This window comes from Janibacter cremeus, assembly GCF_013409205.1.
GTDB lineage: Bacteria > Actinomycetota > Actinomycetes > Actinomycetales > Dermatophilaceae > Janibacter > Janibacter cremeus.
Genome location: NZ_JACCAE010000001.1, coordinates 1631537 through 1643976, shown reverse-complemented (window position 1 = coordinate 1643976; position 12440 = coordinate 1631537). Strand labels below are relative to the sequence as shown.

Below are 12440 nucleotides of genomic sequence, written 5' to 3'. Positions count from 1 at the left end.
TCAGTCCTCCCAGCGGGAGCTGATGATGGCGTTGACGCCGATGACGACTGCGGTGGCGACCGTCCAGAAGAGGAAGCTGGCGTACCAGACGTCCAGGTCGGTGAAGACGGTGTACGGCAGCACGAAGCTCATCAGGATCACCACGAGTGGCACGGCAAGCCACCAGCGGGTGCGGGTGCGGTCCATCACGGACGAATCCTCCCTTGGTCGAGTGCGAATGGGGTCCCGCCCGGCGTGCTCAGCGCAGGTCCGCCACAGCGGTGGTGTGGGCGCGGGCGATCTCCTCGAGGTCGACGCGCTGCTCGGCGATCCGGCAGCCGAGTCCGTTGGGTTTGATCGGAATCCCCTCCTCCCGCCAGTGCTCGAAGACCGTCTGCCGCTTGTGCTTCGGCGCGTCACCGGAGGCGTTGACCACCCGCCACCACGTGACGTTGGCGCCGTAGAGCCGCAGGATGGTGCCGACGTGGCGCGGTCCCGTGCCGACGAGGGCCGCGATGTCCCCGTAGGAGATGACGCGCCCGGACGGCACGAGCTCGACCGCCCGCAGCACCTTCTCCACCAGGACCTCGTCCACGGCTCACTCCTGACTGATCGTCACGCTCTCGATGGTGTGCACGCTCGCCGGAGAGCCCTCGCCCTGCGACCCGTCTGCCTCGATCGTCTCGACGACGTCCATCCCGTCGGTGACCTGGCCGAAGAGGCTGTACTTCGGCGGTAGTTCGACGCCCGCCTTGCCGGTGATGATGAAGAACTGGGAGCCGTTGGTGTCGGACCCGGCGTTGGCCATCGCGACCGACCCGACCTCGTACTCGCCGGCCTCGGGGAGCTCGTCGTCGAACTGGTAGCCCGGGCCGCCGCTGCCGTCCCCGGACGGGTCGCCGCCCTGGGCCATGAAGCCCTGGATGACCCGGTGGAAGGCCAGCCCGTCGTAGAAGTGGTACCGCGCCAGGACGACGAAGTTGTTGACCGTCTTCGGCGCCTTGTCCGTGAGCAGGTCGAGCTCGACGTCGCCGACGTCCGTCGTCAGGGTCGCCGTGTAGTCCTTCGACTCGTCGATGCACATCGGTGGCGCCTGCTCGAACTGCGTGACCCGCTCGGCGCTCCCGTCGGCCGGCGGGCACTGCGTGGCAGCGTCACCGCCCCCGCTCCCACCGGCGTCCTCGGACCCGGACCCCCCGCACCCGGCGAGGGCGAGGGAGGCAGCAGCAACGAGGGGGAGCACGCGAGGGGTCATGGGGTGAGTGTAGGAGGCGCCTTGGCGCATCATGGGGGCATGAGCGCCCTCACCGACACCTTCGGCATCACCACCCCGATCGTGCTGGCCCCCATGGCCGGCGTCGCCGGCGGGCGTCTGGCCCACGCGGTCTCCAGCGCCGGTGGGCTCGGGATGATCGGCACCAGCGGCAGCTTCTCGCCCGACTGGATCCGCGAGCAGGCCGCGATCGCGGGGGAGGGGGCCACCCCCCTTCGAGGCGCCCACGCGGAGCGTGGGACCCACTCCGTCGCACCTCAGGGCACCGCCTTCGGCATCGGGTTGATGGCCTGGGTGCCGCAGCTACCCGCCCAGATCGAGGCGATCCTCGCGCTGGGCGTCGAGGACCGGCCGGCGTTGGTGTCGGTCTCCTTCGGTGACGTCGCCGGGCCGATCCGGACTCTGCGCGAGGCCGGGCTGGCCGTGGCCTGCCAGGTCGGCAACGCGGCGGATGTCGCCGCGGCCACCGCGGCCGGTGCGGACGTCATCGTGGCCCGTGGGGGCGAAGGGGGCGGACACGGCCGCAACGAGATGGCCACCGGGGAGATCCTCGCGCTCGCGCTCGATGAGACCGACGCTCCGGTGCTCGCCGCCGGGGGCATCGCGGACGCAGCCGACGTCTCCCGGGTGATGACGGCTGGAGCCGCCGGGGCGTGGTGCGGTACCGCCTTCCTCACCTGCCGGGAGGGCGAGAACACCCCCGAGGCCCGGGCCGCGATCGGCCGGGCGCAGGCCACCCGCTACTCCCGGGTCCACGACGTCGCGCAGGACCTGGCCTGGCCGCGCGAGTTCGGCGGACGGGCCGTGACGACCCCCTTCCTCGAGCAGTGGGCCGACCGGGAGGACGAGATGACCGACGCGGCCCGGGCCGAGCACGCCGCAGGCAAGGAGCGGGGCGACACCGACTACACGCCCCTCTACGCCGGCGTCGGCGTCGACCGCCTCAGCGCGCCGACCGACGCCGCGAGCGTCGTCACGGCCCTGACCCCGAGGGGCTGACTCGGGCCCCCTCCACGGCAGCGATCGCGACGGCGAGGTCCTGCCAGGCCATCCCGGCCCCCTTGAAGACCACCGGACGATCCCGCGCCACCGGCACCTCGCCGCGCACCACGGCGGCGAGCCCGACGAGGTCGTCCGGGGACAGGGCGCCCTCGTCCACGGCAAGGACCACGTCCCCGCACTCGCGCATGGCGGTCTGGTGGTCCTCGACGACCACCTGGGCGCGTCCCATCATGGCGCTGTCCAGCTCGCGGCGGTCCGGTTCGTGCGACCCGATCGCCACGACGCACGCGTCGTCGCGCACCAGCGACCCGTCGAAGAGCGGGGTCGCGGAGCTCGTCGCGCAGACGATGACGTCCGCCTCGCCGGCTTCCGCCAGGTCGCAGACGACGGCGGGCATGCCCTCGTCGACGAGGGTGCGCACGGTGGCCTCGGCCCGATCCGGGGAGCGCCCGGCGACGGCGATGCGGTCGAAGGCGCGCACGCCCGCCAACGCTCGGACATGACCCCGCGCCTGCGGGCCGCTCCCCAGGATGAGCAGGTGCCGCGCATCCGCACGTGCCAGCTGGTCCACTGCCACGGCGGAGATCGCGGGAGTGCGCAGCTCGGTGAGGACGGAGCCGTCCAGGATCATCCGCGGGGTGAGCGTCTCGGCGTCCAGGAGCAGGTAGGTCGCCTGGATGCGGGGGAGCCCCCGGGCCGGGTTGTCGGGAGCCACCGAGGCCACCTTGATCCCGACCCAGCCATCGACTGTCGTCGGCATGATCAGCAGGTGACCCGAGCCGGCCGGGGTGTTGGATCGGGCCGGATCGTCCGCCGGGTCGAATCCCCCGGCCAGGACGTCGTGCACGACCTCCCGGGCCCGGTCCGGGGTGACACGGGCGCGGATCTCGTCGGCGCCGAGCCAGGGCAGGGCGCCGTCGGGCGCGGGAGGTGCGTCGGTGCTGGGGTCCATTGGTGCTCCTGGCTGACGTGTGCGTCGCACGACCTCGTGCCGCAGTGCGGGCCGCGGTCGTTGCGTGACTTGATCGGATGTGATGACCACCACAAGGATGGACCCATGAGCGACGAGACCTCCCCGGGTGTCCACTTCCCGGCCGACGACCAAGGGCGTCGGTCGACGACGACCACGACGAGGGGCGTCCTCGCCGACTCCGTGCGGGGCGTCGACGCGGCCCTGGCCCAGCGGATCGACGGCGCCCGCGAGTGGCGCAAGGACTACGTCGACCTCGTGCACGCCGTGACCGCGGCCAGCGCCGGGTCGGCCGACCGGGCCGCGCGCATCGCCGCCGACGGGCTGGCCTCGATGCGCCGGCGGATGGTGCTCGTCGACGACTCGGGGGCCCAGGCCCCCCTCGACGAGGCGATGTTGCCGATGCCCGCTGGTGCGGCCCCCTTCGGCACCGAGACCGTGCAGGGCACGGCCGAGCCGGAGACAACCCTGCGGGTCCCGCTCGCCGGGCGCGTGCTCGAGGGCGAGGAGCTGCGCGGACAGCTCGCGTCGTGGGTCGACCGGGGGATCGTCGAGCCCTCCTTCGCCGCGGCCATCGGCGAGGTCATCGACCACCCGGAGTGGCTCACCCTGCCCGGCCGGCGAGTGCTGCTCGTCGGGGCCGGCGCGGAGATGGGACCCCTGGAGACGCTTCTGTCCTGGGGCGCGGACGTGATGGCGATCGACCTGCCGCGCAGTCGTGCCTGGCGACACAAGAAGGGCCTGGCCACCCGCGGCGCGGGCACGCTGACCTTCCCCGTCGACGAGTCCGGCGACTCCGGCGCCGACGTCGTCCACCAGCCCGGTCAGGTGCTCGAGTGGATCCGACGCACGAGAGGCGGCGACCCCCTGGCCGTGGGGATGCACGCCTACGCCGACTCCGGGGTGCACGTGCGCGTCAGCGCCGCGATGGACCTGCTCATGGACGAGCTGACCGCCGACGACGCCGAGACCGCCCTGGCGTGGCTGGCCACCCCGACCGATGCCTTCGTGGTGCCGCCGGAGGTGGTCGCGGCCGCCCGCGAGCGCTGGGCCGCCCGCGGCATCACCCTGAAGTCCGCGCAGGCGCCCGTCCGTGCCCTGGGGCGTGGGAAGCTCTTCGCCCCCGCCTACCGGGACGCCCACGAGGGGCAGCCGGGGATCGCTGACGTGCTCGTGCCCCAGCAGGGCCCCAACTACGCGATCGCCAAACGGCTGCAGCGCTGGCGCGGGGTGAGCGCCGAGGGCGCGGGGCAACGCGTCTCCTTCAACGTCGCGCCCGCCACGTGGACCAGGTCGGTGACGAAGAACCCGGTGCTCGGCGCGGCGTACGGCGGCGCACACCACTTCGGGGTCGAGGTCTTCGCACCCGAGAGCGTCCGCCCGCTGATGGCAGCGCTGCTCGTGCGTGACCTCGTACGGCAGCGACCGGAGCGCTCCCACCCCGAGGAGCTCTTCAGCGACGCCGCGGCCCACGGCGGGCTGTGGCGCGTGGGCTACGAGCCGAAGACGGCGCTCGGCGTGGCAGCGGCCGCGGGCCTGCCGGGGTCGCTCAGGCGGCGGCGGGGACGCTGACCGGGGGCACACCTCTCGGCCGGTCGAGGTGATTGTGCGCGCCGGTACGCGCGGGAGTACCTCGACCCAACGCCACCCGACGTCCACGACGAGCACCGGCGCATCCCTCACCCCGCGAAGGGCGTGACCGCCTTCCCCCGCACGCCCGGCCGCACGACGAAGAGCGAGCCGGCAGCAGGGTCCTCGCCCTCGTCCAGCCCCTCGCGGGAGGTCGTGATGTACAGCTCGTCGAGGTCCGCGCCGCCGAAGGTGCACGCCGTCACCTGCCGCGCCCCGACCTCCACCACCGCGTCGCGGGTCCCGTCCGGCGACCACCGTTCGACCCGGCTGCCGCCGAAGATCGCCGTCCACACACCCCCTTCTCCATCGACGGTGAGGCCATCGGGATGCCCGTCCACCTCGGCGAGCACCCGGCCGTGCGCCAACCCGTCCTCCGGCGAGAAGTCGAAGAGCGCGATCCGCCCGGTCGGGGTGTCGTTGTAGTACGCGCGGGTGGAATCAGGGGAGAAGTCGATGCCGTTGGAGACCGTCACCGACTCCAGCGCGGTCTCCACCTCACCGCCGGGGTGGACCCGGTAGAGGCGGGCGGCGCCCTTCGCCTGGTCGTACGCCATCGAGCCGACGTAGAGGCTGCCGTCGGGGGCGACGCCGCCCTCGTTCATCCGGACGGTGTCCGTGGTCCACATCGCAGGAAGGGGGCCCACCCGCCAGTCCTCGTCCGCGAACGCCAGGCCCCGCTCGAGGGCGATGACCGCGCCCCCGGTGGACCGGGGTCTGATCATCGCCGCGACGTCGCCGACGTGGGTCCGGCTCACCTCGCCGCTCGCGTGGAGGGCCAGGACGTCGCCGGCGGTCATGTCCACCCAGCGCAGGCCGCCCCAGCCGGGCCACCAGCACGGTCCCTCGGCGTGGTGGGCGAGTGCATCGGTGAGGCGTTCGGCCCGCATGCTCGTCAGGCTAGTCCCGCTCGAGAAGCTCCGCGATCTCGTGGGTGAGTGCGACGGCCGCCTCGATCTCGACCTTGCGGCTGGAGACGGACTCGACGTTGAAGCCGAAGGGGATGCCCAGGTAGCGGCAGAAGTCGGCGAGCTCGCGGGCGGCGCCCACCGCCTGCTGGCGGGACCAGTCGAGCGGGTCCTGCGCGTGCAGGATCTCGTTGCGCACCCAGGACGGGACCTCCACGCCGAGCCACTGGAGGAAGGCGAGCGTCTTCGCCGAGCCGCACATGGACAGGGTGAAGACGAGCGGGGCGACGTCGACCCCGCTCTCGAGCGCGGCGTAGCGGTAGTCAGAGGCGAGGTTCTTCGCAGCGCCGATGTCATAGACGATCTGGCTGATGAAGAACTGCGACCCGGAGCGCTGCTTGCTCAGCAGCCGCTGGTGCTCGTCGCCGCGCCCGATGTGCCGCTCGGGGATCGTCACCGAGCCCAGCGGCAGCTCGGGGCGGGCCTGGTGGTGGATCTCCACGGCCTGCGGCAGGCTCGTGCGGACCTCGGCGTCGCTGCTGGAGGAGCCGACGAAGACCGTCATCACGTTGTCGGGCGCCGACTGCAGCCAGCTGCGCAGGTCCTCGGGGTCGTACTTGCCGACACAGCGGTAGACGACGGCGGGCTTGTCCCAGCGGGTCAGGCCCTGCGACAGGTAGGTCGCCGGGTCGAGCATCTCGGCGAATGGGAAGGGCCGCGGCTGGGAGTTGCGGTCGGCCTCGTCGGTGATGTCGTAGATGACCAGCGCGTCGATCGGCAGGGTCTCGACCCGGGCCAGGGTGCGCTCGGCGATCTCGGCGACGCGCTCGGGCGTGGTCTCGATCCGCGGGGGTGTCAGGCCGAAGAGCAGGACCTCACGCGGGTTGCGGGCCGGCGCGGGGAAGGCCGCCGAGGTCAGGGCGTGGGGCTGATCCTGCATGAGGGGCACGTTAACCCCCGTGGCGACGCCGACGTCGTGCCGTCTCGCAACCAACGCTGCGAGCCCGGTTAGGCTCACACAGAACGCACCGCACCGACACGAGGAGTACGGACATGCAGGTCAAGGACACCGCCGCCATCGTCACCGGAGGCGCCTCCGGGCTGGGCGCAGCCACCGCAGCGGCGCTCGCGGAGCAGGGGGCGAGCGTCTTCGCCTTCGACCTGCCGGACTCGATCGAGAAGGCCGCGCAGGTCGACGGTGTCGAGTACGTCGCGGTCGACGTGACGAATGTCGACCAGGTCCGCGAGGCGGTGGCGACTGCGGCAGGTGCCGGGGTCCCCCTTCGCACCGTCGTCAACTGTGCCGGCATCGGTCCGTCGATGCGCATCCTCAGCCGCAAGGGCCCGCACGACCTCGACCTCTACGCCAAGGTCCTCCAGATCAACCTCGCCGGTTCCTTCAACGTGCTGACCCTGGCGGCGGAGAAGATCGCCGAGACCGAGCCGCTGGAGCACGACGCCCGCGGCGTCATCATCAACACCGCCTCCATCGCGGGTTACGAGGGCCAGGTCGGCCAGGCGGCCTACGCCTCCAGCAAGGCCGGCATCATCGGCCTGACCCTGCCCGCAGCGCGTGATCTGGCCCAGCACGGCATCCGCGTGCTGACGATCGCGCCCGGCATCGTCGAGACCCCGATGCTCGCGACGGTCTCCGAGGAGTTCCGCGAGGGCCTGGCCAAGGGCGTGCCCTTCCCGCAGCGCCTGGCCCGCCCGGACGAGTACGCCCAGCTCGCGCTCTCGCTCATCGACCACGACTACCTCAACGGTGAGGTCGTGCGGATGGACGGCGCGCTGCGGATGGCCCCGCGCTGACCCGACCGTTCGAAGTCCCGGGAGCAGACGTGGACAGTGGGCATGGTTGTGGACACCGGGCCCGGATATATCCGAGCCCGGTGTCCACAACCCGGTCAGGTCGGGTCGGTGACGTCCGCGACCTGGGCGCCCAGGTGGGCGATGGCCGCGTCGGCGTCGAGGGTGGCCGCGACCCCGTGCTCGCCGGCCCCGATGGAGACCGTGCGTCCCACCATCGAGTTGTCCGCAACGACCGGGAGCGCCGTCAGTGATCCGAAGGGAGTGATCGTGCCCCTGGCATAGCCGGTCACCTCCCGGGCGACGTCCTTGCCCGGCAACGAGATCCGGTTGACGGCGAGGAAGGCGCGCAGCTTCGGCCAGGAGATCGCCCGGTCACCCGGCAGGAGGACGAAGAGGAAGTCGCCCTCGCCGCGTCGCACGACGAGGGTCTTGATGATGTCGGCCGGCTGCACCCCGCGGGCCGTCGCGGCCTCCTCGAGGGAGGCGACCTGCCCGTGTCGGGTGATCGTGTGCTCGATACCGCTGTCGGTCAGGGCCTGTGCGGCCCGGGTGCCACCGTCCATGGATCGAGCCTACGGCCCGCCCGTGTCGTCACCCGCGGACCGAGTTCCAGACGATGCCGACGATGAAGGCCACCCCGCCGAGGGCGCCCAGGCCCGCGAAGACCTCGGTGTACTCGGACCGGGTCGCCAGGCTGACGAAGAAGCCGCCGAGGATGCCGATGACCAGGACGTTCGCCGTGAACGCCAGAGCGCGCTGGCCGATGTCGTGCCGGCGCTCGTCGGTGAAGGCCCCGCCGAGCAGGGCGAGCGCCTCGAGGCGCCGACGCCCGACGAAGAGGACGGCGCCGTAGGCGAGCATGATCAGCAGGCCGATGATCCCGAACCGGGTCTGGTCGGTGGCGACACCGATCGTCAGGTAGACCAGACCCATCACCACGCAGAGGGTCAGGACCCCTGCGATGCCGGATGCGCCGCGCTCACGTGCCTGATTCGTCATGGAAGATCTCCTCTACCGTCGCGTCGAAGTGTCTGGCGATGCGCAGGGCCAGGCCCAGCGAGGGGTCGTACCGGCCCCGCTCGATCGCGATCACGGTCTGTCGCGAGACACCCAGTGCGGCAGCCAGTTGGGCCTGGGTGTCGCCTGCGTGTTTCCGCAGTTGCTGGACCGTGTTCTCCACGTGTCAAGATTGCTTGACACGCGTCCATCATGTCAAGTGACCTTGACATCGAGCGGTGGAAGCGCGGAGGCAGGACGCAGACATCGAGTTCGGACGTAGTCATACCTACGTCCGAACTCGATATCTGCGTCCTGAAGTGGAGGGGGCGGCGTCAGCGCCCCAGGAACTTCGCGAACAGCGCCTGCGCCTCCGGGGTGCCGGCCCTGCGACCGAGCGTGTCTGCCTCGTCACGGCCGCTCTGCGTGCGCGGGCGGTCGGCCCCGGCACGCAGGAGCCGCCGCGTCTGGCCGTAGGCGGCCGAGGATCCCCGCGCCCAGGCCGCCGCCAGCTTCCGGGCCCGTGCCAGCGGGTCGGCGACGACCTCGGCGACCAGGCCCTGCTCGCGGGCCTCCTGGGCCGACAGCGGCTGGTCACGCAGCGCGAAGGCCAGTGCCCGTTGCCGACCCATCGTCAACGGCAGCGCGGTCGAGGTCCCGCAGTCGGGGGTCAGCCCGATCGCGGGGTAGGCGAAGACGAACTTCGTGCCCTCGGCCGCCACGACGACGTCACCGGCGAGCATGATCCCGAGGCCACCGCCGGCGACGGCCCCGTGCACGGCCGTGACGACGGGCTTGTCGAGCGCCTCCAGCGCCAGGACCGCCCCATCGGCGGCATCGGCCAGCGCGAGGAGATCCGCCCCCGGGTCGTCCGACTCGGCGAAGGAGGCGATGTCCCCGCCCCCGCAGAAGCGCTTGCCGGCACCGCTGAGGAGGACGGCGCGCACTGCCTCGTCATCACCGGCGGCCACGGCCGCCTCGCCGAGCGCACGTGCGAGGTCCATGTCGATGGTGTTGGCCGCCTCGGGGCGGTTGAGCTGGATGTGCCCGACCCCGTCGGCGACGGTGAGCGTGACTGCCTGGTCCATCAGATCCTCCGGAACATTGCTGCGAGAGCCTGGCCGCCACCGATGCACATGGTGACGATGCCGTACTCGAGGTCATGGCGGACCATGTGCTTGGCCGCGCGGACGGTGAGGATGCCGCCGGTCGCACCGACGGGGTGGCCGAGCGCGATGGCCCCGCCGTAGGGGTTGACCCGCGCCGGGTCGAGGCCGGTGTCGCGGATGACGGCGACGGCCTGGGAGGCGAAGGCCTCGTTGAGCTCGATGACGCCGACGTCGGCGGGCGTCAGGCCGGTCTTGGCGAAGAGCGCCTTGAGCGCGTGCGTCGGCGCGTAGCCCATGAGCTCCGGCTCCATCGCGGCGGTGGTGACGGCCTCGAGGCTGACCAGCCCGGTCAGACCGCGCTCCTTCACGGCGGACTCGCGACCGAGGACGACGACACCGGCGCCGTCGTTGATGCCGGAGGCATTGCCCGCGGTGACCGAGCCGCCCTTGCTGAAGGCCGGACGCAGTTTCGCGAGCGTCTCCAACGTCGTGTCCGGCTTGGGGTGCTCGTCCTTCTCTGCGGTGAAGGGCTTGCGGCCCCCGACCTCGACGGCCGTGATCTCCTCGGCGAAGGCCGCCTGCGCCTCGGGGGTCGCCGCGCGGCGCTGCGACTCCAGGGCGAATTCGTCCTGCTCCTGACGGGAGACGCCGTACTTCTCCGCGACGTTCTCCGCGGTGACACCCATGTGGATGTCGTGGAAGGGGTCGGTCAGCATCAGCACGGTGCCGTCCTGCAGCTCCCGGTTGCCCAGCTTGTAGCCGTTGCGGGCACCGAAGTCGTAGAAGGGCATCCGGGTCATCGACTCGTCGCCACCGGCGAGGGTGAAGTCGAGGTCGTTCCACCGCATCTCCATCGCGGCGGACCAGATGGCCTGCAGGCCGGAGCCGCACAGGCGGTTGACGGTGTAGGCCGGCACGTTGGTGGGCAGACCGGCCGCGACGGCGACGCGGCGGGCGTTGTAGGCGTCCGGGCCCACCTGGCCGATGCACCCCATGACGACCTCGCTGATGTCCTCACCGGCGACGCCGGCGCGATCCAGCGCGGCACGGCTGGCGCTCGCCCCGAGCTCGTGGCCGGGGACATCCTTGAAAATGCCGCCGAAGCTGCCGGTGGGGGTGCGGGCTCCGTCGACGACAACGATCTTCTCCACGGTGGACTCCGATGATCGGGGGAGGGGGACTTCTCCCAGCATCCCACCCCGGGTCAGCCCAAGCGCGCTGTCCCCGGACGGAAGGTGTCCGGGGAGGCCTCCGCCCAGTCCACGGCCCAGCCCTGCGGCGGCTCACCCAGCAGCTGACCCGGAGCGAGCCACTCGTGGATCTCCGCGTAGGAACGCGTCTCGTGCGGGGAGATGTTGTGCCGCAGCATGTCCGGGGTCAGCTCGGCCGGGGAGCGCACGCCCATCGTCGCCATCATCTCCACCGCCTGCGCAACGGTCGAGGAGTGGTACTGGTGCACGCGGGTGCTCTTGTCGGGCACGTCCAGGGCCCGGGCCCGTCGCGGGTCCTGCGTGGTCACCCCGACGGGGCAGGTCCCGGTGTGGCACCGCTGGGCCTGGATGCAGCCGACGGCCATCATCATCGCCCGGGCGGCGTTGGTGTAGTCCGCGCCCTGGATGAGGCGGCGCACGATGTCGTTGCCGGTGGCGACCTTCCCGCTGGCGCCGACCTTGATGACGTCCCGCAGGCCCGTCCCGACGAGGGCGTTGTGCACGATCATCAGCCCGTGGGTCAGCGGCATCCCGACGTGGTCCTCGTACTCCAGGGGAGCGGCGGCGGTCCCCCCTTCGGCCCCGTCCACGATGATGAAGTCCGGCGCGGTGCCGACCTCACGGATGGCCTTGCAGATGGCCAGCACGTCGCGTCGGGACCCGACGCACAGCTTGAAGCCGGTCGGTTTGCCGCCGGAGAGCTCACGCATCCTGGCGATGAACTCGATGAGCTCCACCGGCGTGGAGAAGGCGGTGTGCGCGGCCGGGCTGACGCACTTCTCGCCCTCCGGGACGCCACGGACCTGCGCGATCTCCTTGGAGACCTTGGCAGCGGGCAGCACGCCGCCGATGCCGGGCTTGGCGCCCTGGGAGAGCTTGAGCGAGATGCACTTGACCTGCTCGTGGGCGGCCTCGTCCTCGAACTTGGCCGGGTCGAAGTGACCATCGCGGGTGCGTGTCGAGAAGTACCCGGACCCGATCTCCCAGACGAGGTCGCCGCCGTTGGCCAGGTGATGGCGCGACAGGCCCCCTTCGCCGGTGTCGTGGGCGAAGCCGCCGCGACGGGCGCCCTCGTTGAGCGCGAGGACCGCGTTCGCGGACAGGGCGCCGAAGCTCATCGCCGACACGTTGAGCAGCGACATGTCGTAGGGCCGGCTGCAGTCCGGTCCGCCGACGCGGACCCGGGGCGCTTCCTTCGGCGGGTCGAGGGGCATGCTCGAGTGCACGAGGTGCTCGTACCCGGTCTGGTTCACGTCGCGCTCGGTCCCGAAGGACAGCTCGCCGTGGATCCCCTTCGCCCGCTCGTAGATGACCGAGCGCACGTCGCGGTTGTAGGGACGGCCGTCCCAGTTGCGCTCGACGAAGTACTGCTGCAGCTCCGGGCGGAGTGCCTCCAGGGCATAGCGCATGTGCCCGATGACCGGGTAGTTGCGCAGGACCGAGTGCTTCTTCTGCACCAGGTCGTGGGTGGCGACGGCCGCGATGGCCGCTCCCACCCCGAGCACACTGTTGCGGATTCCCTTGGCCATGGCTCCAGCTCCCTTCGCGCAT

At 71.7% G+C, this 12440-nt stretch carries 15 protein-coding genes; 3 read left to right on the top strand and 12 right to left on the bottom strand.

Going from position 1 to position 12440, the window contains the following annotated elements; all coding sequences use genetic code 11:
- From BJY20_RS07760 to BJY20_RS07750, 3 genes are read right to left on the bottom strand one after another with little or no spacing between them, the layout of a single operon-like run.
- Positions 1-186, bottom strand: coding sequence for a hypothetical protein (locus BJY20_RS07760; protein WP_185991002.1), 186 nt, complete (start codon positions 184-186; stop codon positions 1-3).
- Positions 187-238: 52 nt separating this feature from the next.
- Positions 239-574, bottom strand: coding sequence for an MGMT family protein (locus BJY20_RS07755; RefSeq protein ID WP_185991001.1), 336 nt, complete (start codon positions 572-574; stop codon positions 239-241).
- Between the two features lie 3 nt (positions 575-577).
- Positions 578-1234: a peptidylprolyl isomerase gene (locus tag BJY20_RS07750; protein WP_185991000.1), complete on the bottom strand. Its 657-nt coding sequence runs from the start codon at positions 1232-1234 to the stop codon at positions 578-580.
- A gap of 39 nt (positions 1235-1273) precedes the next feature.
- On the opposite strand from BJY20_RS07750, the gene BJY20_RS07745 reads away from it, so the two are divergent.
- Positions 1274-2251, top strand: coding sequence for an NAD(P)H-dependent flavin oxidoreductase (locus BJY20_RS07745; RefSeq protein WP_185990999.1), 978 nt, complete (start codon positions 1274-1276; stop codon positions 2249-2251).
- Here BJY20_RS07745 and BJY20_RS07740 read toward each other — a convergent pair.
- Entirely contained in the window at positions 2226-3206 is a 981-nt protein-coding gene (locus BJY20_RS07740; protein WP_185990998.1) for an ornithine cyclodeaminase family protein, read from the bottom strand. The genes BJY20_RS07745 and BJY20_RS07740 overlap by 26 nt on opposite strands.
- 105 nt (positions 3207-3311) lie before the next feature.
- Here BJY20_RS07740 and BJY20_RS07735 point away from each other — a divergent pair, with 105 nt between their 5' ends.
- The gene (locus BJY20_RS07735) at positions 3312-4796 is read left to right on the top strand and encodes a hypothetical protein (RefSeq protein WP_185990997.1); all 1485 of its coding nucleotides are present in this window, start codon (positions 3312-3314) and stop codon (positions 4794-4796) included.
- Between the two features lie 107 nt (positions 4797-4903).
- Here BJY20_RS07735 and BJY20_RS07730 read toward each other — a convergent pair whose 3' ends face one another.
- Together BJY20_RS07730 and BJY20_RS07725 are read right to left on the bottom strand one after the other, a co-directional pair.
- Positions 4904-5743: an SMP-30/gluconolactonase/LRE family protein gene (locus BJY20_RS07730; RefSeq protein ID WP_185990996.1), complete on the bottom strand. Its 840-nt coding sequence runs from the start codon at positions 5741-5743 to the stop codon at positions 4904-4906.
- A gap of 10 nt (positions 5744-5753) precedes the next feature.
- Entirely contained in the window at positions 5754-6701 is a 948-nt protein-coding gene (locus BJY20_RS07725) for a methylenetetrahydrofolate reductase (protein ID WP_221935273.1), read from the bottom strand.
- A gap of 113 nt (positions 6702-6814) precedes the next feature.
- Between BJY20_RS07725 and BJY20_RS07720 the strand changes: the two genes are divergently transcribed.
- Positions 6815-7573: an SDR family NAD(P)-dependent oxidoreductase gene (locus tag BJY20_RS07720; protein ID WP_185990995.1), complete on the top strand. Its 759-nt coding sequence runs from the start codon at positions 6815-6817 to the stop codon at positions 7571-7573.
- Between the two features lie 95 nt (positions 7574-7668).
- On the opposite strand, the gene BJY20_RS07715 is transcribed toward BJY20_RS07720, so the two are convergent.
- From BJY20_RS07715 to BJY20_RS07690, 6 genes are all read right to left on the bottom strand, one after another.
- On the bottom strand, positions 7669-8136 hold the full coding sequence (locus BJY20_RS07715; protein ID WP_185990994.1) for an aminoacyl-tRNA deacylase: 468 nt from the start codon (positions 8134-8136) through the stop codon (positions 7669-7671).
- A gap of 28 nt (positions 8137-8164) precedes the next feature.
- A complete protein-coding gene (locus BJY20_RS07710) occupies positions 8165-8572 on the bottom strand; it encodes a DUF2178 domain-containing protein (RefSeq protein WP_185990993.1) in 408 nt (135 codons plus the stop codon).
- Complete coding sequence (locus BJY20_RS07705; protein ID WP_185990992.1) at positions 8553-8753, bottom strand: helix-turn-helix domain-containing protein; 201 nt, start codon at positions 8751-8753, stop codon at positions 8553-8555. The genes BJY20_RS07710 and BJY20_RS07705 overlap by 20 nt, the downstream gene beginning before the upstream one ends.
- A 151-nt stretch (positions 8754-8904) precedes the next feature.
- Entirely contained in the window at positions 8905-9657 is a 753-nt protein-coding gene (locus BJY20_RS07700; protein WP_185990991.1) for an enoyl-CoA hydratase/isomerase family protein, read from the bottom strand.
- Positions 9657-10871, bottom strand: a complete 1215-nt coding sequence (locus tag BJY20_RS07695) for a thiolase family protein (RefSeq protein ID WP_185990990.1) — start codon at positions 10869-10871, stop codon at positions 9657-9659. The genes BJY20_RS07700 and BJY20_RS07695 overlap by 1 nt, the downstream gene beginning before the upstream one ends.
- Before the next feature lie 11 nt (positions 10872-10882).
- Positions 10883-12418: an FMN-binding glutamate synthase family protein gene (locus tag BJY20_RS07690; RefSeq protein ID WP_185990989.1), complete on the bottom strand. Its 1536-nt coding sequence runs from the start codon at positions 12416-12418 to the stop codon at positions 10883-10885.
- Between the last annotated feature and the right edge of the window lie 22 nt (positions 12419-12440).

Coding starts and splice junctions, on each gene's coding strand:
- BJY20_RS07760 (WP_185991002.1), bottom strand. CDS start 186: ATGGACCGCACCCGCACCCGCTGGTGGCTTGCCGTGCCACTCGTGGTG.
- BJY20_RS07735 (WP_185990997.1), top strand. CDS start 3,312: ATGAGCGACGAGACCTCCCCGGGTGTCCACTTCCCGGCCGACGACCAA.
- BJY20_RS07750 (WP_185991000.1), bottom strand. CDS start 1,234: ATGACCCCTCGCGTGCTCCCCCTCGTTGCTGCTGCCTCCCTCGCCCTC.
- BJY20_RS07690 (WP_185990989.1), bottom strand. CDS start 12,418: ATGGCCAAGGGAATCCGCAACAGTGTGCTCGGGGTGGGAGCGGCCATC.
- BJY20_RS07715 (WP_185990994.1), bottom strand. CDS start 8,136: ATGGACGGTGGCACCCGGGCCGCACAGGCCCTGACCGACAGCGGTATC.
- BJY20_RS07720 (WP_185990995.1), top strand. CDS start 6,815: ATGCAGGTCAAGGACACCGCCGCCATCGTCACCGGAGGCGCCTCCGGG.
- BJY20_RS07740 (WP_185990998.1), bottom strand. CDS start 3,206: ATGGACCCCAGCACCGACGCACCTCCCGCGCCCGACGGCGCCCTGCCC.
- BJY20_RS07745 (WP_185990999.1), top strand. CDS start 1,274: ATGAGCGCCCTCACCGACACCTTCGGCATCACCACCCCGATCGTGCTG.
- BJY20_RS07725 (WP_221935273.1), bottom strand. CDS start 6,701: ATGCAGGATCAGCCCCACGCCCTGACCTCGGCGGCCTTCCCCGCGCCG.
- BJY20_RS07710 (WP_185990993.1), bottom strand. CDS start 8,572: ATGACGAATCAGGCACGTGAGCGCGGCGCATCCGGCATCGCAGGGGTC.
- BJY20_RS07700 (WP_185990991.1), bottom strand. CDS start 9,657: ATGGACCAGGCAGTCACGCTCACCGTCGCCGACGGGGTCGGGCACATC.
- BJY20_RS07730 (WP_185990996.1), bottom strand. CDS start 5,743: ATGCGGGCCGAACGCCTCACCGATGCACTCGCCCACCACGCCGAGGGA.
- BJY20_RS07695 (WP_185990990.1), bottom strand. CDS start 10,871: ATGCTGGGAGAAGTCCCCCTCCCCCGATCATCGGAGTCCACCGTGGAG.